This window comes from Pseudomonas sp. LD120, from assembly GCF_009861525.1.
In the GTDB taxonomy this organism is placed as follows: Bacteria; Pseudomonadota; Gammaproteobacteria; order Pseudomonadales; family Pseudomonadaceae; genus Aquipseudomonas.
Genome location: NZ_WVHL01000005.1, coordinates 1460116 through 1479194, shown reverse-complemented (window position 1 = coordinate 1479194; position 19079 = coordinate 1460116). Strand labels below are relative to the sequence as shown.

The following is a 19079-nucleotide window of genomic DNA, read 5'->3' as shown; positions in this document are numbered from 1 at the left end:
ACCTCGGGCATGAGCCCGGGGCCGAATAAATCCGCGAATGGATTTTTCAGACCGGCAATGAGGACATCCATGCGCCAGCCCGATATCGAGATTTACCTGAAAGACGCCGACGTCGACTACAAGGCCATCGCCGCCTGGCTTGGCGCCGTGCTCGGCCCATGCAGCGAGTGGGTGCAGAAGGGCCAGACCTACAAATGCACCGCAGGCAGCGTACCGGTGACCTGGCTGCCCAAAGCGGTGGGCAAATGGAACAGCCTGTACCTGGAAAGCGACCAGACCCCGTGGGACGACGACATCGCTTGTGCCCGTGCCGCATTCGCCGCGCTGAATGTCGAAGTGCGCTGCGCACCGGGCAGTTGGGTCGAGGAAGAAGGTGAAGAGTCCGCCGATCGCTGGATTCGCATCAGCACCGACGGTGAAGAAGAGATTACCTGGCGCACCGCCTGACAGCTGCGCCATTCAAACCTGTAGCAGCCGGCGAAGAGGCCTTGGAGACAGACGCTGCCTTCGCTGACCAGCCAGCCGCTACAGGATCGGTTACAAGCCGACGACGTCTTCGGCTTGTAGACCTTTCTGGCCTTCGACCACGGCGTATTCCACCTGCTGGCCTTCAGTCAGGGAGCGATGGCCTTCGCCACGAATCGCCCGATAGTGGACAAATACGTCCGCCCCGCCTTCACGCTGAATAAAGCCGTAGCCCTTGGCGTCGTTGAACCACTTCACGTTGCCGGTCTCACGAGTAGTCATGCATCCATACCTCATTTTTTTATTATTGGATTGGCGCGCTGCAACCAAACCTTGAGAACTTTCCCTCGGGCAGCCTCTCTATGACTGGAAGCGATACGACCGCGGGAGAGTCGGCCGAGTATATGACAGGCGTAAAAACTCTCAACTCAATCTTGTTTCGGCGCTTTTTTGCCGATTTTCGACGAATACGGCACACTACCGGCCCCGAGCGCGTGCTCGGTTTTATATTCACTCATGCAGAAGCCGTATGACCCGCTCCCCGATTCGCCGTCTTGTGTTTGGCACCTTGCGCCGACTGCTGTACCTCTGGGTCCGCTCGGAAACCATCAACCAGTCGTCCTTTACCCTCGACCTCGACCGCAGCCGACCGGTGTTCTACGTCCTGCAAAACCCGTCCCTGACCGACTTGGCAGTGGTGGATAGCGAATGCACCAAAGCCGGCCTGCCCCGCCCGGTACTGCCAGTGTCAGTGGGCAATCTGCTGGAACCTGCGGCGTTCTTTTATCTGACGCCCGACCCCGACTGGCTCGGCCGCCAGGACAAGCGCGGCGCACCGCCGACCCTGACGCGACTGGTCAGCGCACTGACGCAAAATGCCGCCGAGGATGCGCAGATCATTCCGGTCAGCGTGTTCTGGGGACAGTCGCCGGACAGTGAATCCAGCCCATGGAAACTGCTGTTCGCCGACAGTTGGGCCGTCACCGGACGCCTGCGCCGGCTGCTCAGCATCATGATCCTGGGACGCAAGACCCGCGTGCAGTTCTCGGCGCCGATCAACCTGCGCGAGTTGATCGAGCACGACAAAGGCCACGAACGCACGGTGCGCATGGCCCAACGCATCCTGCGGGTGCACTTTCGCAACCTCAAGAGCGCAGTCATTGGCCCGGACATTTCCCACCGACGCAACCTGGTCAAGGGGCTGCTCAACCAGCCCCTGGTGAAACAGGCCATTCTCGACGAAGCCGAACGCGAGAACATCTCCCCGGAAAAAGCCAAGACCCAAGCCCTGCGCTACGGCAACGAAATCGCCTCGGATTACACCTACACCGCAATCCGCTTCCTGGAAGTAGTGCTCAGTTGGTTCTGGAACAAGATCTACGACGGGATCAAGGTCAACCACCTCGAAGGCGTGCAAAAGATCGCCCAGGGCCACGAAGTGATCTACGTGCCTTGCCACCGCAGTCACATCGATTACCTGCTGCTGTCCTACCTGCTGTTTCGCAACGGCCTGACCCCACCGCACATCGCCGCCGGAATCAACCTCAACATGCCGGTGATCGGCAGCCTGCTGCGCCGCGGCGGTGCCTTCTTCATGCGCCGCACGTTCAAGGGCAACCCGCTGTACACCTCGGTGTTCAACGAGTACCTGCATACCCTGTTCACCAAGGGTTTCCCGGTGGAGTACTTCGTCGAAGGCGGCCGCTCGCGCACCGGACGCATGCTGCAACCCAAGACCGGGATGCTGGCCATCACCCTGCGCAGCTTCCTGCGCTCCTCGCGCATGCCCATCGTCTTCGTGCCGGTGTACATCGGCTACGAGCGGGTCCTGGAAGGCCGCACCTACCTGGGCGAGCTGCGCGGCGCGAGCAAGAAGAAGGAGTCGATCTTCGATATCTTCAAAGTCATCGGTGCCCTCAAACAGCGCTTCGGCCAGGTGGCGGTGAACTTCGGCGAACCGATCAAGCTCGCGGAGTTCCTTGACCAGGAGCAACCGGACTGGCGCTCCCAGGAGCTGGGCCCGCAGTACCGTCCGGCCTGGCTCAACGAGACCACCAACCGCCTGGGCGAGCGGGTGGCCCAGCACCTCAACGAAGCCGCGGCGATCAACCCGGTGAACCTGGTGGCCCTGGCCCTGCTCTCCACCAGCCGCCTGGCATTGGATGACCGCGCCATGGCCCGAGTCCTGGACCTGTACCTGGCCTTGCTGCGCCGCGTGCCCTACTCGCCCCACACCACGCTGCCGGAAGGCAATGGCCAGGCGCTGATCCAGCACGTCATGGACATGGACCTGCTGGCCGAGCAAAGCGACGCCCTGGGCAAGATCCTCTACCTGGACGAGCAGAACGCCGTCCTGATGACCTACTACCGCAACAATGTGCTGCACATCTTCGCCCTGCCGGCGCTGCTGGCGAGCTTCTTCCAGAGCTCGTCGCGCATGAGCCGCGAACAGATCCTGCGCTACACCCGTGCGCTGTATCCCTACCTGCAGTCGGAGCTGTTCATTCGCTGGTCCCTTGATGAGCTGGATGCGGTGGTGGATCAGTGGCTGGAGGCCTTTGTCGAACAAGGCCTGCTGCGCTTCGAGAAAGACCTGTACCTGCGTCCGGCGCCCAGCTCACGGCATTTTGTCCTGCTGACGCTGCTGTCCAAAAGCATCGCCCAAACCCTGCAACGCTTCTACATGGCCATTTCCCTGCTGCTCAACAGCGGCCAGAACAGCATCAGCGCCGAAGAACTGGAAGACCTGTGCACCGTCATGGCCCAGCGCCTGTCGATTCTGCATGGCCTCAATGCCCCGGAGTTCTTCGACAAAAGTCTGTTCCGCCACTTCATCCAGACCCTGCTGGATGAGGGCGTACTGCGCCGTGATGACGCTGGCAAGTTGAGCTACCACCCGCTGTTGGGCGAATTGGCCGAAGGCGCTGCCAAACGTGTACTGCCGGCGGAAATTCGCCTGTCGATCCGCCAGGTCGCCCTGCACCGCACCGAGGATGCCGCCGAGCAACTCGCGGCTCCCGAACATACCGACTAGATTCTTATGGGCGCCGCAGAGCCTGCGGCGCCCTCGATACGGAGATTCACGATGAAAAAACTCATCCTGCTGGCCGCCACCGCACTGCTGGGAGCCTGCCAATCCATGCAGCCTGCAGCCACCGCCAGCCTCGACGGCGAAGTCTTCTACCTGCAACGCATCGCCCTGCCCCCTTCGGCCACCCTGAGCGTCACCTTGCAAGACGTGTCCCTGGCGGACGCTCCCGCCGTGGTCCTGGCCAAGCAAAGTGGCCCGATCAAAGGCCAGGTGCCACTGCCTTTCCACCTCAGCTACGACCCGGCCCAGGTCAAGCCCGGCCACCGTTATGCAGTCAGCGCGCGGATCGAACTGGACGGTAAGCTGATGTTCATCACCACCGAACACAACGGGGTCAATCTCGACGGCAAGGACCCGCAGCCGTTGAAACTCCGTGTCGACGCCGTACGTTAACTTTCATTGCCCAAGGAAGCCGCCATGCTCCGTACCTCACTCCGTTTTACCAGCCTGTGTGCTGGCCTGATGATCTCCGCCAGCGCCCTGGCCCTGTCCCTGAGCGACCTGTCCCAGGGTGACGCCAGCGGCGGCCTCAAGGACGCCCTGACCCAGGGCGCACAGATCGCCGTCAAACAGCTGGGCACGCCCGGCGGTTTCAGCAACAACCCCGATGTGCGCATCGAGCTGCCGGGCAACCTCGGTAAAGTCGCGAAAAAGATGAAGATGTTCGGCATGGGTGACCAGGTCGATCAGCTGGAAACCAGCATGAACAAGGCCGCGGAGGCTGCCGTGCCCCAGGCGCAGGCGTTGCTGGTGGATGCCGTGAAGAAGATGACCGTGGCCGACGCCAAGGGCATTCTCAGCGGTGGCAAGGACTCCGCCACCCAGTACCTGGACAAGAGCAGCCGCGAGCAGATCCGCGCCAAGTTCCTGCCTATCGTCAAACAGGCCACCGACCAGGTGGGTCTGGCCAAGCAGTACAACGCCTTCGCCGGCCAGGCCGCGAGCCTGGGCGTGCTGGATGCCAAGAGCGCGAATATCGAGAACTACGTGACCGAGCAAGCGCTCGACGGCCTGTTCGAGATGATTGGCAAGCAGGAAGAAGCCATTCGCCAGAACCCGGCGGCCGCGGCCACCAGCCTGGCCAAGAAAGTCTTCGGCACCCTGTAAGACCTACCCCTCACCTGTAGGAGCCAGCTGGCTGGCGAAGGCGTCTGCAGACAGACGCGGCCTCAAGGGCCACTTCGCCGGCAAGCCGGCTCCTGCAGGAGGCAACCCTGCGTAACGCTTCCTAGGTTTTCTTGACGCGGAACCATGCCGCATAAAGTGCTGGCAGAAACAGCAGGGTCAGCGCCGTCGCCACGATCAGCCCGCCCATGATGGCCACCGCCATCGGCCCGAAGAACACACTGCGCGACAGCGGAATCATCGCCAGCACCGCCGCCAGGGCGGTCAGCACGATGGGCCGGAAACGCCGCACCGTGGCTTCGATGATCGCGTCCCACGGCTTGAGCCCCGCCTTGATGTCCTGCTCGATCTGATCCACCAGAATCACCGAGTTGCGCATGATCATCCCGGACAGCGCGATGGTCCCGAGCATCGCTACAAAACCGAAGGGTTGACGGAACACCAGCAGGAACAAGGTGACGCCAATCAACCCCAAAGGCGCGGTGAGGAACACCATGGCCGTGCGCGAGAAGCTGCGCAACTGGATCATCAGCAAGGTCAGCACCACCACGATAAACAGCGGCACTCCAGCCTTCACCGAATTCTGACCACGGACCGAGTCTTCAACGGTGCCACCCACTTCCAGCAGATAGCCATCCGGCAATTGGGCTCGGACCGATGCCAGGGTGGGCAAGATCTGCTGCACCAGGGTCGCGGGTTGTTCCTTGCCGTAAATGTCGGCACGCACGGTGACGTTCGGCAGACGGTTGCGGTGCCAGATCACCCCTTCCTCAAAGCCGTATTCCAAAGTCGCCACCTGGGACAACGACACGCTCTGACCGTTATCGGTGGGCACCGCCAGACTCGGTAGCAACGACAGCTCACCGCGCTCACGCGGGGTACCGCGCAGCAGAATCTCGATCAACTCGTTGTCTTCACGGTACTGGCTGACAGTGGAACCGATCAGCGTGCTCTGGAGGAACTTCGACAGGTTTGCGGTGCTGACACCCAGGGCCCGAGCCCGATCCTGGTCGATGTTCAGGTAGACCATCTTGCTCGGCTCTTCCCAGTCCAGGTGCACGTTGACCACGTGGGGATTCTGGCGAACCTTGGCCGCTACCTCGCGCGCCAGGGCGCGCACCTTTTCGATGTGCTCACCGGTGACCCGGAACTGCACCGGATACCCCACCGGCGGACCGTTCTCCAGACGCGTAACCCGCGAACGCAAGGCCGGGAACTGCTCGTTGAGGGTCTCGATCAGCCAACTGCGCAGGTCCTCGCGCTCCTCGATGCTTTTGGCCAGCACCACGAACTGGGCAAAGCTGGTGGCCGGCAGTTGCTGGTCCAGCGGCAGGTAGAAACGCGGTGAACCCGTGCCCACGTAGGCCACGTAGTTATCGATGCCCGGATGTTCCTTGAGCATCGCTTCCAGGCGCTTGACCTCGTCGGCGGTGTTGCTCAGGGAGGCGCCTTCCGCCAGTTTCAGATCGACCATCAGTTCCAGGCGCCCGGAAGCCGGGAAGAACTGCTGTGGCACAAAGCGGAACAGCATCACCGAGCCGATGAACAGCAAGAGGGTCAAAACGATCACCGTCTTGCGCCGCTCCACGCACCAGCCCACCACCCTGCGCACGCGCTGATAGAACGGCGTGCCGTGGGGATTGGATTCAGCGCCGTGCTTGGCGGCGTGGATCTTCGCCAGGTCTGGCAACAGTTTCTCCCCCAGGTAAGGCACGAACACCACCGCGGCGATCCACGAAGCCACCAGGGCAATGGTCACCACCTGGAAGATCGAGCGGGTGTACTCGCCGGTGCCGGACTGAGCCGTGGCGATCGGCAGAAAACCCGCCGCCGTGATCAAGGTGCCGGTGAGCATCGGAAAGGCCGTGCTGGTCCAGGCAAAGCTTGCAGCCTTGATCCGGTCGAAGCCCTGTTCCATCTTGATCGCCATCATTTCCACCGCAATGATCGCGTCGTCCACCAACAGGCCCAGCGCCAGTACCAGGGCGCCGAGGGAGATCTTGTGCAAGCCGATCCCCAGGTAGTACATGGTGGCGAACGTCATCGCCAGCACCAGGGGAATCGCCAACGCCACTACCATCCCGGTGCGCAACCCCAGGGAGAAGAAACTCACCAGCAGCACGATGATCAGGGCTTCGGCCAGCACCTGGACGAACTCGCCGACCCCGCTCTTCACCGCCGCCGGTTGGTCGGACACCTTGCGCAGCTCCATCCCCAGCGGCAGGCTTTTCTGCAGACGATCGAACTCGCCTTCCAGGGCCTTGCCCAATACCAGGATGTCGCCCCCTTCCTTCATGGCAACGGCCAGGCCAATGGCGTCTTCGCCCATAAAGCGCATGCGCGGTGCGGGCGGATCGTTGAAGCCACGACGCACATCCGCCACATCACCGATGCGGAAGGTGCGACCAGCGACTCGGATCGGGAAATGACGGATCTGTTCAACGCTCTGGAAGTTGCCGGACACCCGCAACTGCACCCGCTCGCTGGGAGTCTCGAAGAACCCGGCGGTGGACACCGCGTTCTGTTCTTCAAGGGCCTTTTGCACCGCCGCAAGCGGCAGCCCCAGGGTGGCCAGCTTGACGTTCGACAGCTCGATCCAGATTTTCTCGTCCTGCAGGCCCAGCAGATCGACCTTGCCCACGTCCTTGACTCGCTGCAACTGGATCTGGATGCGGTCGGCGTAATCCTTGAGCACCGCGTAATCGAAGCCCTGCCCCGTCAGCGCGTAGATATTGCCGAAGGTGGTGCCGAACTCGTCATTGAAGAACGGGCCCTGGATACCCGGCGGCAAGGTATGCCGGATATCGGCAATTTTCTTGCGCACCTGATACCAGAGTGCGGGGATTTCGTTGGAATGCATCGAGTCCCGGGCGATGAAGGTCACCTGGGACTCCCCGGGGCGGGAGAAGGACACGATACGGTCGTACTCACCGGTTTCCATGAGCTTTTTTTCAATGCGCTCAGTCACCTGGCGCGAGACTTCCTCGGCGGTAGCCCCTGGCCAATTGGTGCGAATCACCATGGCCTTGAAGGTGAAAGGCGGGTCTTCACTCTGTCCCAGCTTGGTGTAGGACAGCGCGCCGACAACGGCCAGCAACAGCATCAGAAACAAGACGATCTGGCGATTGCGCAACGCCCAGGCGGAAAGGTTGAAACCCATCGGGGATTACTCCTTGTCCGCCAGATTGACCACGCGGTTGGAACGATCCACCGGGCGCACCTGCATGCCCTCGTGGAGCACATGAACACCCGCCGCCACCACCCAGTCGCTGACCGCCAGCCCCTCCAGCACCGGCACGCTCTTCTCGCCGAAAGCACCAACGCGCACCGGGGTCTTGTGCAGGGTATTGTCGGCATCGACCCGCCAGACGTAGGTCGCGCCGTTTTCCGCAGTCAGGGCTGACAAAGGCACTGACAGCGACATCGCGTCGCCGTTCTGGATGAACACTCGGGCACTCTGGCCCAACTCGGCCGGGACCTTGCCGGCAGTGAACGCAATGCGTGCGGCAAAGGTACGCGACTTGGGATCGGCAGCGGGCGACAGCTCGCGGATGTGCCCGTCAAAACGCTGCCCCGGCTGGGTCCAGAGTTCCACCGTCACCGGCTGGCCAATTTTGAAACGGCCAAAATTCTGTTCGGGAATGCTGATCAGGACCTCACGCTCGCCGTCGGTGGCCAAGGTGAAAACCGTCTGCCCGGCCGCCACCACTTGCCCGACTTCCACCGCACGCTTGGCCACCACGCCATCCTGTGGCGCCCGCAGTACGGCATAACCGGCCTGATTGTTGGCCACATCGAATTCGGCCTGGATCTGCTTCAGGCGAGCCTTGCCCGAACGGTAGAGATTCTCGGCGTTGTCGTATTGCGAATGGCTGACCATCTGCCGGTCCAGCAGGGTCTTGTAGCGATCACGTTCGGCGCGCACCAGATTGAGGTTGGCGCTGGCGGCACTGACCTGAGCACGGGCGGCTTCCAACCGCAAGCGCACATCCTGCGGATCGAGTTCGGCCAGAGGCTGATTGGCCTTGACCCGCTCGCCCTCTTCGACCCAGCGACGATTGACCTTACCGCCGATCCGAAATGCCAGGTCCGGTTCATAGCGGGCCCGGACCTCGCCGGGGTAGCTGTCCATGCCCCTCGCCGAGGGTTCTGGCTGAACCACCATGGCTGGCCGAACACCAATTTGGACGGGCTCTTCATGCCCACAAGCAGACAGAAAAAAAGCCAGGCTGACTGGCAAGGCATAGCGGAACATGGCGGCGACCTTTCGCTAATGGTGCTTGGAATAATTATACTGGCGGGCATGTTATTAATAGCAAACTCACCAGTCCAGTATTAAAAGCGAAAAAATGTCCGCCAATACTTCCGCAAACATTGGGCCAGGCAGGCCCAAGGATCTGGCTAAACGCCAAGCCATTCTCGAAGCAGCGAAACGGCTGTTCCTGAGCAATGGCTACGCCAGTACCAGCATGGATGCGGTCGCCGCCGAAGCCGGCGTGTCAAAACTCACGGTGTATAGCCACTTCAACGACAAGGAGACCCTGTTAACCGCCGCAGTCATGGCCAAATGCGAAGAACAGTTGCCTACGCTGCTCTACGAATTGACGCCTGACACGCCGGTGAAAACCCTCTTGTTGAACATCGCCCGCGGCTTTCATCAACTGATCAACAGCGACGAGTCGGTCAACCTGCACCGCCTGATCATAGCCCTGGGCAGCCAGGACCCCAAACTTTCGCAAATCTTCATCGAAGCCGGCCCCGAGCGGGTGCTGCAGGGCATGGAGGGGCTGCTGGGCAAGATCAATCAGATGGGTGCGCTGCACATCGACAAACCGCGCAACGCCGCCGAGCACTTCTTTTGCATGCTCAAGGGCGGAGCGAACTTTCGCCTGTTGTACGGCTATGGCGCGCCCTTGACCGGAGAGGCGGCGGAGGCGCATGTGCAGGAAGTGGTAGACCTGTTCATCCGCGCCTACCGCCCCGAGCCGGGCTGACAGCGCCGACGCCTGGCGGACATGGTCAGGCTTTGAGCGCCTTCTTCGGATAAATGTCGTAGCGACTGGATTTGCCTTCAATCCCATGGCTGGGCTTGGGCCCCTCGATGCAAGGCGCCTTGCGCGGGCGCTTGACCACCACCCGATGACTGGCCAGGGCCAACGCCGCCGCCAATAGCGCTGGAGCATCGTTGTCATCCCCCACCAGCGGCCGGAACAGGCGCATTTCCTTTTTCACCAGGGCGCTTTTCTCCCGATGGGGAAACATCGGGTCGAGGTAGATCACCTGGGGCGGCTCGCCTTGCCAGTTGCGCATCAGCTCGATGGAGTTGCCTTTAAGCAAACGCATGCGGGCCACGATCGGCGCCACCTCGGCATCCAGCGCGCCGCGGGCCAAGCCGTCTTCCAGCAGCGCGCCGATCAGCGGCTGACGCTCGATCAGGCTCATTTCGCACCCCAGGGTCGCCAGGACAAACCCGTCCTTGCCCAGCCCCGCCGTGGCGTCCAACACCCGAGGCCGCACGCCAGAAGCCACGCCCACCGCCTTGGCGATCATCTGCCCGCTGCCGCCACCGTACAGCCGTCGATGAGCGGCGCCCCCTTCTACGAAATCGACCCGTACCGGCCCCGGGGCGTCTGCTCCCAACTGTTGCAATTGCAGGCCTTGTTCACCGATCTGCAGAGCGAACTCGGCCTCCTCCATCTGCAACGGCAGCCCCAGGCGCTCGGCCCATTGCTGGGCTTGAGGCTCAAACCCTGCGCCCAACGCCTCGACTTTGATGCGGCAGACCGCGGGATGCTCATTCATCTGAAAACACACTCAAAAAATTAATGATCGGCAAAAACTGCCGATAACAGAACTATCGGCCATTTTGCCAGAGCTCAAGCGTCGACCGAGAGCAATGTCAGACATTCAACGCACATCGATAGGTTATCTCTCGCCCCACGGCGACTATGGCCTGCGCAATTCCCAGGCACTGAGCGGCGTCAGCCATCTGTGGCAGGACTTCTTTGCCCAGGCCCTGGCCGAGCAACGAGGTGATGGCGCCGGCGTTGAAGCGGCACCGGCGGTGGCCATCGACGGCCCGGTGGAGCCCGTAGGCGGCAACGATGTACTGAGCCAGATCGTCAGTCAACGCCATTGCGATGTGCAAGACACCGAAATCCGCCCACCCGAGCCGCTGTTCCTGCCCATCGCCGAGTTCGAGCTGGAACTGCTGGACAAGCCGGCAGCGCCCTTCCCGCCAGAAGAAATCGTCGCCCAGCAACGCCAACAGGATTTTGAAAGTGGCTGGGTCCGGCCGATCGTGCTCAATGCCGGTCAACCGCTGCCTGAGCCAGGCCCAGCGCCAACCCCACGCGCACTGCACTTACCCATCGCCGAGTTCGAACTGGATCTGCTGGACAAGCCGGCCGAACCGTTCCCACCGCAGGCGCTCATCGAACAGCAACGGCAGATGGACTTCGACATGGGTTGGGCGCGCCCGCTGATTCTGCAGAATCTGCGCATCGCCGCCTGAACCAATTCCTCAGCGACACACCCACCAAGGCCCGACATCCAGGTGAAAGTGATTGCGATGGGCCGCGTTGTAATCTGGTCCCAGCACGACATTGAACGCATCGCAGGCACCGTCCCGGGCCAGCCTTAAAAAGCGTCCCTCTTTACTGTCCTTCGGCCAATCCTTGAGCACGCTGATGCTGCGTCCGTCCGCCAGTCGAAAGCCGGCGATATCCAGGGCGTTGGCACTGGCATGCTGACTGCGCGCGCCACTCTGGCGGTTGTACATATTGCGACAGGCGAAGCTGCCTAGATGATCGACCCGAGCGACTCGCTGCCCATACACCGCCTGTGCCGCCGGCTGCAGACCATGACGCTGGTACAGGGCGAAGGCCACCGCCAGCGGGCAACTGGCCAGGAAGCTGCTGTTCAGGGCAACCGCACCACCTTGCACCCGCAAGGTATTGCGCAAGGGGCAGGCGACATCATCTCGACTGTCGGCCAGGCGCGTGGTGCGCAGACCGGAGCGGGCAAGCACCAAGTCACACAACGGCGGATCATCCCGCAGACGCGCCAGCTTGAAGCGGGTCAACAGATTCGGCCTGGCCTGCACATCCAGCGGCGCCCAGGGATTCCAGGCATCCGCCAGCGGCAGCCAGCCCAGGCGCACGCCCAGCAACAACAGCGCCCCCAGTAACAACAAGGCGCCCAAGATCTTTACCCCCCGCACGAAAACGACCTCTATGGCTGCTTGAACATTTGATTGATCTGGCCAAACGGCATTGCTCGATCGGCAAAATCGAAGCGGCCATGCTCGCGGATATCCTCCGCTGCGCGGTAGAAGGCACCGTAGGCCGCCAGGGCCAGGGCTGAACCGACGCTGATACGCTTGACGCCCAACTCCGCCAGCTGTGCGACGCTCAGCGTGAGGCCGCCGGACATCAGCACGTTCACCGGCTTGGGCGCCAGCGCCCGCACCACTTGCGCAATCTGGTCGGCGCTGCGCAAGTTCGGCGCATAGAGCACATCGGCACCGGCTTCGGCAAAGGCCTGCAAGCGGCCAATGGTCTCCGACAAATCATCAGGACCGTGAACCGGGCTCTCCGCTCGGGCCGTCAGGGTAAAAGGGAACGGTAAGCTGCGCACGGCGGCAACACACGCCTCGATACGCTCCACAGCCAGATTGAACTCGTAGATTGGGTCGTCAGCACGTCCGCTGGCGTCCTCGATCGAGCCGCCCACCACACCTGAGGCCGCCGCCCGCAGCACGGCCTGGGCACACCCTTGCGGACTGTCGGAAAACCCGTTCTCCAAGTCCACGGCCACAGGCAGGTTGCTGGCACCGACAATGGCGCGCACGTTGTTCAAGGTGTCCTCCAAACTGACCGCGCCCTCGGCATCCGGACGCGCCAGAGAAAAGGCATATCCGGCACTGGTGGTGGCCAGCGCCTCGAATCCGAGCCGGGTCAACATGCTCGCGGAACCGGCATCCCAAGGGTTGGGAATAACAAAGGCGCCCGCACGCTCATGCAGGGCCTTGAAGGCATTGGCTCGTAGGGTTTGCGCGTCCATTTGCTCGCTTCAGTAGAAGGCGATGAAAACGCCTCAGAGCAAGCCGAGCTGCTCCGCGGCGGGCTCTCTGTATAACTCAGGCAATGCACACAAGCCAGGCAAACGTTGCATCAGCCGGGCGTGAAAGCGCCGGGCCAGTTCGGCGGCCAGGCGGTTGTCAGAGGTGTGCAGGAACACATAAGGCGCGCGCCCTTCTTCGATCCAGCCGGCGACCTTGTCGATCCAGGGCAGCAGAAACGGATCGTTGGCCTCAAGCTCTGGATGACCGATGAAACGCACTTGGGGAAACTGAGTGAACGCCGCCGGACGCGGCGGCACTTTGGGCTTTTTCGACTGCGCGTGGAGCACCGCAGGCGCGGTTGAGGTGCAACTGAACAACGCTCGCGGGTCCAGGCAGATACGCTCGACGCCGCGCTCGCGTAACAATCGGTTGAGGCTGCGTTCGGCATCCCCCCTGGCGAAGAACTCAGGATGCCGGACTTCCACCGCCAACGGCCGCTCCAGCCCATCGATGAACCCCGCCAACTCCGCCAGACGCTGCGGAGCGAAACTGGCCGGCAGTTGCAGCCACAAGGGCGACACCCGCTCTCCCAAAGGGCTAAGCAATTGGATAAAGGTTTGTGCGGCACTCAGTTGCTCGCGCAGATCACCACCGTGGCTGATATCGCCGGGAAACTTGGCGGTGAAGCGAAAGTGCTCGGGCATGATCTGCGCCCAACGCTGCACCGTGCTCGGCGCAGGCCGGGCATAAAAGGTGGTATTGCCTTCTACGGCATTGAAGACCTGGGAATACAAGCCGAGAAAATCATTCGGGCGCGCATCTTCCGGGTACAGGTACTCACGCCAGGCATTTTCGCTCCAGGAAGGACAGCCAAGAAAATAAGGCAGCATCAGATGTGCAGGTCGAGCCCCACCACTTCCATGTCCCAATCGACGAAACCGGCGGTGGTCAGGTAACTGGCCAGGGCATTGGCCACGCTCTTTTTCATCGCTCGCTGGAAGATCATGTCCTGAGGACGGGCGGGAAGGTTATTGGTACGGGACGCCGAAGCCTGGGAGCGGCTTTGCGACGAAGACTCGGGCTGAACATCAATGGCATCGGCATCTTCCAGCGACTCGTCTACCTGCGCCCTGCCTTTGCGAGGCTTGCGCTTGATGGGGTAGGAATGAGAGGAAATGCCTTCTATGCGCATACTGAAAAGCCCGGAGTCAATGATGGCAATTTAGCGGCACCGCTTCCACTTAGCAATTGCCCAAGTGATAACTAGAACACAGAAACAAGAAAAGGTTTAAAACCGGGCGGAATCAGACCTTGAAACCTGACGATTGGCGGTTGTACACCGAAGTTATCCGCACAACCGCTTACCGTTCGGACCGCTTCAACGAGCCTTGGGCGTGGCAACCTTGTCCCGCAGGTAGACTGGCTGCGCGTCGTCGGCGGCTATGGTCTCGCCCCGCTCCCAGGCGAATTGCGCCAGGGTCAGCAGGTCTTGGGCGTGGGGCAGCATGCCGGCATCCTGCCCAGTGAGATCGACCGCGATACGCTCGCCATAACCCCAGCCAGTACCCGCGCCAAACCAATCGCCGCCGGCGCCTTCGGGCAAGCGGGCGACTTCCGGCGGCAGCACGGCCTCAACCCCGACCAGACGCATCTCACCGGCGCTTTCCCGGTAGCATCCCCAATAGACTTCATCCATGCGGGCGTCGATGGCGGCCGCGACCTGGGTTGCGCCGTGTTCACGCAAAGCGCGTTGAGCCAGCACCGCCAGATTGGACACCGGCAGCACCGGACGCTCCAGGGCAAAAGCCAGACCTTGCACCACACCGATAGCGATGCGCACGCCAGTGAACGCACCCGGCCCGCGCCCAAAGGCGATGGCATCAACGGCCTGCAAGGTCGTACCGGCATCGGCCAGCAGTTGCTTGATCATCGGCAATAATTTCTGCGCATGCAGGCGCGGGATCACCTCGTAATGGCTCGTGACCTTGCCGTCATGCAGCAAGGCAACAGAGCAAGCTTCAGTTGCGGTGTCCAGGGCCAGCAAGGTGCTCATCGGGGGTTCCATTGGCATTGAAAAAGTGACGCATTATAAACAGCAACGGCCCGCAAGCGGGCCGTTGAACGAACAAAGGATCAGGTCAATCAGCTCAGGGCTTCAAGCACCTTGGCGGTGATCACTTCCACCGAGCCCACGCCAGGAATATGGCTGTACTTGGGCTTGCCCTGAGTCGCGGCCAGCTCCTGGTAGAACGCCACCAACGGCTTGGTCTGGGAGTGGTAGACCGACAAGCGATGACGCACGGTTTCTTCGGTGTCGTCTTTACGTTGCACCAGATCTTCACCGGTGATGTCGTCCTTGCCAGCGATCTTCGGCGGGTTGTAGACGGTGTGGTATACACGGCCCGAAGCTTCGTGCACACGGCGGCCGGCAATACGCTGGACGATTTCTTCATCATCAACGGCGATTTCCACCACGCTGTCCAACTCGACACCGGCTTTGACCAGGGCTTCAGCCTGAGGAATGGTGCGCGGGAAGCCATCGAACAGGAAACCCTTGGCACAGTCAGGCTGGCTGATGCGTTCCTTGACCAGGTTGATGATCAGGTCATCGGACACCAGGCCACCGCTGTCCATCACGCTCTTGGCCTTGAGGCCCAGCTCGGTGCCGGCCTTGACCGCTGCACGCAGCATGTCGCCGGTGGAGATCTGTGGAATGCCGAACTTTTCGGTGATGAACTTTGCCTGAGTACCTTTACCGGCCCCGGGAGCTCCCAGCAGAATTACGCGCATCGATGTGCTCCTCAATTTTTTATTTAGAAACGCTCAGATTCGCCTCGTTGGGCCAATCTTAAAAATAGGGTTGTGGCCGCCCAAACGGCCAAAGGCTGATCAAGATACACAGCCGACACAGTGCACACAAGCAGTCGAAAGTCGGAGGAACCCGGCCCTTTTGTGCCGTTGTGGCGAGGTAGAACAAGTCGCAACCCCCTCACAAAGTGTCGCCAGAGGAATCCGCTCGACACCTTGTGATTGGCCTGATAAGGGCTGCGCCAACGCCGGAAAAGCGCCGTGGCGGACCTCAGCCGGTATTGCGTAAACCGGCAGCGATACCCGCCACGGAGACCAGCAATGCCTGTTCCACGGGGTTTCCTTGTGGCGCGTCCTGCTGGCGCGAACGCGCCAACAGTTCGGCCTGCAACAGATGCAACGGATCGAGGTAGGTATTGCGCAGGCGGATGAACTCCAGGGTGTCGGGGCTGTGCGCCAACAGTTGCGACTGTCCAGTCAGGCCCAGGACTACCTTGCAGGCCTGCGACAATAGGTCGCGTAAACGCGCGCCCAATGGCAGCAACTCTGGCTCAACCAGACGCTCGTCATAGGAGCGGGCGATGTCCGCATCGGCTTTGGCCAGGACCATTTCCAACATATCGATGCGGGTGCGGAAGAACGGCCACTGCTCACGCATTTGCGTGAGCAGTGGCCCTTCACCCCGCTCCAGGGCGTTGCTCAGGGCCGTCTCCCAACCCAGCCACGCCGGCAACATCAGACGGGTCTGAGTCCAGCCGAAAATCCACGGGATTGCCCGCAGGCTTTCAATTCCACCTGCACGGCGTTTGGCCGGACGGCTGCCCAACGGCAAACGCCCCAGTTCCTGTTCTGGCGTGGACTGGCGAAAGTACTCGACGAACTGTGGATTCTCCCGCACCACCGCGCGGTAGGCCTGAACCCCATCTCGGGCCAGCTCATCCATCAGATGACGCCAGGACGGTTGTGGTGGCGGCGGCGGTAATACGGTGGCTTCCAGTACCGCGGCCAGATAGAGGTTGAGGTTCTGTTCGGCGATGTCTGGCAGTCCGAATTTGAAACGGATCATTTCCCCTTGCTCGGTGGTACGGAAACGCCCCGCCACCGAACCCGGCGGCTGCGACAAGATCGCCGCGTGCGCCGGACCGCCGCCACGCCCCACGGTGCCACCGCGCCCGTGGAACAGCAGCAGTTCCACCTGTTGCTCACGGCAGATGTCCACCAGTCGCTCCTGAGCCCGGTATTGCGCCCAGGCCGCGGCGGTGGTACCGGCGTCCTTGGCCGAATCGGAGTAGCCGATCATCACTTCCTGAGGCCCTTGCAGACGCGAGCGGTAACCCGGCAGGTGCAGCAGCTTTTCCATCACGGGACCGGCATTGTCCAGGTCGGCCAAGGTCTCGAACAGCGGCACCACGCGCATCGGCCGCAGCACGCCAGACTCTTTGAGCAGCAACTGCACCGCCAGCACATCGGAGGCCGCGCCGGCCATGGAAATCACATAGGAGCCCAGCGAGGCCGCGGGCGCCGCAGCGACCTCGCGGCAGGTAGCAAGCACTTCGGCGGTATCTGCCGACGGCTTGAAATAACCCGGCAGCAATGGCCGTCGATTGTTCAATTCCCGCGAGAGGAAGCTGATGCGGTCTTCTTCGCTCCAGTCCTCATAACGCCCCAGGCCCAGGTAGTCGGTGATCTCCGTCATCGCCGAGGTATGCCGACTGGAGTCCTGGCGCACGTCGAGGCGTACCAGGAACAGGCCGAAGGTCACCGCACGCCGCAAACAGTCGAGCAACGGGCCATCGGCAATGACCCCCATCCCGCATTCATGCAGGGACTGGTAGCACAACTGCAATGGTTCGAGCAGTTCACAGTTGTTGTGCAAGACCTCGGCGCCCGGAGCCACGGCGCCGGCAAGGGAGGCCTGGGCCCAATTGCGCGTGGCCCGCAGACGCTCGCGCAGTTGCTTGAGCAGCGCCCGATACGGCTCGGCACTGTTCCCGGCCCTGGCCAGCAGGGCTGCACTGGCCTGCTGCATGGACAGCTCGGCGGCCAGGTGGTCGATGTCTCGCAGGTACAAATCCGCCGCCATCCAGCGCGCCAGCAACAGCACTTCGCGAGTCACGGCGGCCGTGACATTGGGGTTGCCGTCGCGGTCACCGCCCATCCACGAAGCGAAGCGGATCGGCGCCGACTCCAGCGGCAGATGCAAGCCGGTGGCGTCGAACAACGCCTTATCGGCCTTACGCAGGTAATTGGGAATCGCTTGCCATAGCGAATGCTCGATCACCGCAAATCCCCACTTGGCCTCATCCACCGGCGTGGGCCGGGTGCGACGGATTTCCTCGGTGTGCCAGGCCTCGGCGATCAGGCGCTGCAAGCGCTCCTGGATCTGTTGACGTTCAACGCGGGTGAGGTCGCGGTGATCCTGGGCCGCCAGTTGCGCGGCGATGGCGTCGTATTTCTGGATCAGGGTGCGGCGTGCCACTTCAGTGGGATGCGCGGTCAGCACCAGTTCGATCTCCAGGCGCCCCAACTGACGGGCCAGCGCATCGGCGCTGTGCCCTTCGGCCAGCAGACGAGCGAGCAATTCCGGCAAGACCCGGGCCTCGAACGGTGCTGGCTGCGCATCGTCGCGACGGTGGATCAATTGATACTGCTCGGCAATATTCGCCAGGTTGAGGAACTGGTTGAAGGCCCTGGCCACCGGCAGCAGCTCGTCCTCGCTCAACGCGTCCAGACTGGCGCTCAATTCGGCCCCCGGCGAGCCCCGGCGGTCGGCCTTGGCGCCCTTGCGAATCTGCTCGATCTTGTCGAGGAATGCCTCCCCATACTGATCTCGGATGGTATTGCCCAGCAGTTCACCCAGGAGGTGAACGTCTTCGCGCAAGCGCGCATCAATATCGGTCATCGAAGTGTTCTCCAGCAGACTCAAGGCGGCACGCAAGGCTCAAGAGTGCCGCCTGCACGCCTTGCTTAGCAAGCCTGCGGCGAACCGGCATCAAACCTGCGAGCAAGGGCTAGTCTCAAGAGTAGGCCGCACAAGGACCGCATACCGGCCCAGGCCGGGCCACTCAAGCCAACCTGCCACGAGCAGGCGTTCATTGAGGTCATCATGAAAATCCGTGAACTCGCGCAACATTGGGAAGAAACCGCCAAGGGTCGCCTGACCAAGACCGGCTACCGCATTCACCTGGACCTTGAAGCCGCCGCGCGCCTGGCGGCACTGGTAGAGATGTACCCCAAGCGTCAGGCCGAAGAACTGCTTGGCGAATTGATCGGCGCCGCCCTGGAAGAACTCGAAGCCAGCTTCCCCTACATTCAGGGGCAGCAAGTGGTGGCCCTGGATGAGGAAGGCGATCCACTGTACGAAGACGTCGGCCCCACCCCGCGCTTCCTGGCCCTGTCACGACAGCATCTAGGGCTGATATCGAGCCACCTGGACAAACCGAAACACTGAGTCCACAGCGTCTCTGCCTGGGTAGAAAAGCACTGCTCCCGCCCCTGAAACAGGGCCGGGAGTACCTCCGTACG

18 protein-coding genes are annotated in these 19079 nt (G+C 61.9%); 7 read left to right on the top strand and 11 right to left on the bottom strand.

The window, feature by feature from the left end; translation table 11 throughout:
• Positions 1 to 69 precede the first annotated feature (69 nt).
• Entirely contained in the window at positions 70 to 447 is a 378-nt protein-coding gene (locus tag PLD_RS21035) for a hypothetical protein (protein ID WP_159896107.1), read from the top strand.
• Positions 448 to 537: 90 nt separating this feature from the next.
• On the opposite strand, the gene PLD_RS21030 is transcribed toward PLD_RS21035, so the two are convergent.
• Complete coding sequence (locus PLD_RS21030; RefSeq protein WP_011059510.1) at positions 538 to 747, bottom strand: cold-shock protein; 210 nt, start codon at positions 745 to 747, stop codon at positions 538 to 540.
• Positions 748 to 994: 247 nt separating this feature from the next.
• On the opposite strand from PLD_RS21030, the gene plsB reads away from it, so the two are divergent.
• From plsB to PLD_RS21015, 3 genes are read left to right on the top strand one after another with little or no spacing between them, the layout of a single operon-like run.
• On the top strand, positions 995 to 3499 hold the full coding sequence (gene plsB / locus PLD_RS21025) for a glycerol-3-phosphate 1-O-acyltransferase PlsB (protein WP_159896105.1): 2505 nt from the start codon (positions 995 to 997) through the stop codon (positions 3497 to 3499).
• Between the two features lie 51 nt (positions 3500 to 3550).
• On the top strand, positions 3551 to 3949 hold the full coding sequence (locus PLD_RS21020; protein ID WP_159896103.1) for a YbaY family lipoprotein: 399 nt from the start codon (positions 3551 to 3553) through the stop codon (positions 3947 to 3949).
• Between the two features lie 24 nt (positions 3950 to 3973).
• The gene (locus PLD_RS21015) at positions 3974 to 4663 is read left to right on the top strand and encodes a DUF4197 domain-containing protein (protein WP_159896101.1); all 690 of its coding nucleotides are present in this window, start codon (positions 3974 to 3976) and stop codon (positions 4661 to 4663) included.
• A gap of 121 nt (positions 4664 to 4784) precedes the next feature.
• Here PLD_RS21015 and PLD_RS21010 read toward each other — a convergent pair whose 3' ends face one another.
• Complete coding sequence (locus tag PLD_RS21010; protein WP_159896099.1) at positions 4785 to 7841, bottom strand: efflux RND transporter permease subunit; 3057 nt, start codon at positions 7839 to 7841, stop codon at positions 4785 to 4787.
• 6 nt (positions 7842 to 7847) lie between these two features.
• Positions 7848 to 8936, bottom strand: a complete 1089-nt coding sequence (locus PLD_RS21005) for an efflux RND transporter periplasmic adaptor subunit (protein WP_159896097.1) — start codon at positions 8934 to 8936, stop codon at positions 7848 to 7850.
• A gap of 94 nt (positions 8937 to 9030) precedes the next feature.
• Here PLD_RS21005 and PLD_RS21000 point away from each other — a divergent pair, with 94 nt between their 5' ends.
• Positions 9031 to 9675 carry a TetR/AcrR family transcriptional regulator gene (locus PLD_RS21000; protein WP_159896095.1) on the top strand — a complete coding sequence of 215 codons (645 nt, stop codon included), beginning with the start codon at positions 9031 to 9033 and terminating at the stop codon, positions 9673 to 9675.
• 25 nt (positions 9676 to 9700) lie between these two features.
• Here the strand turns inward: PLD_RS21000 and PLD_RS20995 are convergent, their stop codons facing one another.
• The gene (locus PLD_RS20995; protein WP_159896093.1) at positions 9701 to 10483 is read right to left on the bottom strand and encodes a class I SAM-dependent methyltransferase; all 783 of its coding nucleotides are present in this window, start codon (positions 10481 to 10483) and stop codon (positions 9701 to 9703) included.
• A gap of 94 nt (positions 10484 to 10577) precedes the next feature.
• On the opposite strand from PLD_RS20995, the gene PLD_RS20990 reads away from it, so the two are divergent.
• Positions 10578 to 11195, top strand: a complete 618-nt coding sequence (locus PLD_RS20990) for an energy transducer TonB (RefSeq protein ID WP_178116197.1) — start codon at positions 10578 to 10580, stop codon at positions 11193 to 11195.
• A gap of 9 nt (positions 11196 to 11204) precedes the next feature.
• On the opposite strand, the gene PLD_RS20985 is transcribed toward PLD_RS20990, so the two are convergent.
• The 7 genes from PLD_RS20985 to ppc all read right to left on the bottom strand — a co-directional run bounded on the left by PLD_RS20985 (position 11205) and on the right by ppc (position 18456).
• Positions 11205 to 11903, bottom strand: a complete 699-nt coding sequence (locus PLD_RS20985; protein WP_159896089.1) for an extensin family protein — start codon at positions 11901 to 11903, stop codon at positions 11205 to 11207.
• Between the two features lie 11 nt (positions 11904 to 11914).
• A complete protein-coding gene (locus tag PLD_RS20980; RefSeq protein ID WP_159896087.1) occupies positions 11915 to 12745 on the bottom strand; it encodes an oxaloacetate decarboxylase in 831 nt (276 codons plus the stop codon).
• A 33-nt stretch (positions 12746 to 12778) separates the two neighbouring features.
• Positions 12779 to 13639, bottom strand: coding sequence for a DUF72 domain-containing protein (locus PLD_RS20975; protein WP_178116237.1), 861 nt, complete (start codon positions 13637 to 13639; stop codon positions 12779 to 12781).
• Positions 13636 to 13938, bottom strand: coding sequence for a hypothetical protein (locus PLD_RS20970; protein ID WP_159896083.1), 303 nt, complete (start codon positions 13936 to 13938; stop codon positions 13636 to 13638). The genes PLD_RS20975 and PLD_RS20970 overlap by 4 nt, the downstream gene beginning before the upstream one ends.
• Before the next feature lie 186 nt (positions 13939 to 14124).
• The gene (gene tsaB / locus PLD_RS20965) at positions 14125 to 14799 is read right to left on the bottom strand and encodes a tRNA (adenosine(37)-N6)-threonylcarbamoyltransferase complex dimerization subunit type 1 TsaB (RefSeq protein WP_159896081.1); all 675 of its coding nucleotides are present in this window, start codon (positions 14797 to 14799) and stop codon (positions 14125 to 14127) included.
• 89 nt (positions 14800 to 14888) lie between these two features.
• Complete coding sequence (gene adk, locus PLD_RS20960; RefSeq protein ID WP_159896079.1) at positions 14889 to 15536, bottom strand: adenylate kinase; 648 nt, start codon at positions 15534 to 15536, stop codon at positions 14889 to 14891.
• Positions 15537 to 15825: 289 nt separating this feature from the next.
• Positions 15826 to 18456, bottom strand: coding sequence for a phosphoenolpyruvate carboxylase (ppc, locus tag PLD_RS20955; protein ID WP_159896077.1), 2631 nt, complete (start codon positions 18454 to 18456; stop codon positions 15826 to 15828).
• A 204-nt stretch (positions 18457 to 18660) separates the two neighbouring features.
• Between ppc and PLD_RS20950 the strand changes: the two genes are divergently transcribed.
• Positions 18661 to 19005, top strand: coding sequence for a pilin assembly protein (locus PLD_RS20950; RefSeq protein WP_159896075.1), 345 nt, complete (start codon positions 18661 to 18663; stop codon positions 19003 to 19005).
• Positions 19006 to 19079: the final 74 nt, after the last annotated feature.

What these genes read in the sequence shown, in the direction of transcription:
- PLD_RS20995 (WP_159896093.1), bottom strand. Translation starts at nt 10,483, where the DNA reads ATGAATGAGCATCCCGCGGTCTGCCGCATCAAAGTCGAGGCGTTGGGC.
- ppc (WP_159896077.1), bottom strand. Translation starts at nt 18,456, where the DNA reads ATGACCGATATTGATGCGCGCTTGCGCGAAGACGTTCACCTCCTGGGT.
- adk (WP_159896079.1), bottom strand. Translation starts at nt 15,536, where the DNA reads ATGCGCGTAATTCTGCTGGGAGCTCCCGGGGCCGGTAAAGGTACTCAG.
- PLD_RS20950 (WP_159896075.1), top strand. Translation starts at nt 18,661, where the DNA reads ATGAAAATCCGTGAACTCGCGCAACATTGGGAAGAAACCGCCAAGGGT.
- PLD_RS21035 (WP_159896107.1), top strand. Translation starts at nt 70, where the DNA reads ATGCGCCAGCCCGATATCGAGATTTACCTGAAAGACGCCGACGTCGAC.
- PLD_RS21030 (WP_011059510.1), bottom strand. Translation starts at nt 747, where the DNA reads ATGACTACTCGTGAGACCGGCAACGTGAAGTGGTTCAACGACGCCAAG.
- PLD_RS21005 (WP_159896097.1), bottom strand. Translation starts at nt 8,936, where the DNA reads ATGTTCCGCTATGCCTTGCCAGTCAGCCTGGCTTTTTTTCTGTCTGCT.
- PLD_RS20990 (WP_178116197.1), top strand. Translation starts at nt 10,578, where the DNA reads ATGTCAGACATTCAACGCACATCGATAGGTTATCTCTCGCCCCACGGC.
- PLD_RS20980 (WP_159896087.1), bottom strand. Translation starts at nt 12,745, where the DNA reads ATGGACGCGCAAACCCTACGAGCCAATGCCTTCAAGGCCCTGCATGAG.
- plsB (WP_159896105.1), top strand. Translation starts at nt 995, where the DNA reads ATGACCCGCTCCCCGATTCGCCGTCTTGTGTTTGGCACCTTGCGCCGA.
- PLD_RS21015 (WP_159896101.1), top strand. Translation starts at nt 3,974, where the DNA reads ATGCTCCGTACCTCACTCCGTTTTACCAGCCTGTGTGCTGGCCTGATG.
- PLD_RS20970 (WP_159896083.1), bottom strand. Translation starts at nt 13,938, where the DNA reads ATGCGCATAGAAGGCATTTCCTCTCATTCCTACCCCATCAAGCGCAAG.
- tsaB (WP_159896081.1), bottom strand. Translation starts at nt 14,799, where the DNA reads ATGAGCACCTTGCTGGCCCTGGACACCGCAACTGAAGCTTGCTCTGTT.
- PLD_RS21010 (WP_159896099.1), bottom strand. Translation starts at nt 7,841, where the DNA reads ATGGGTTTCAACCTTTCCGCCTGGGCGTTGCGCAATCGCCAGATCGTC.
- PLD_RS21020 (WP_159896103.1), top strand. Translation starts at nt 3,551, where the DNA reads ATGAAAAAACTCATCCTGCTGGCCGCCACCGCACTGCTGGGAGCCTGC.
- PLD_RS21000 (WP_159896095.1), top strand. Translation starts at nt 9,031, where the DNA reads ATGTCCGCCAATACTTCCGCAAACATTGGGCCAGGCAGGCCCAAGGAT.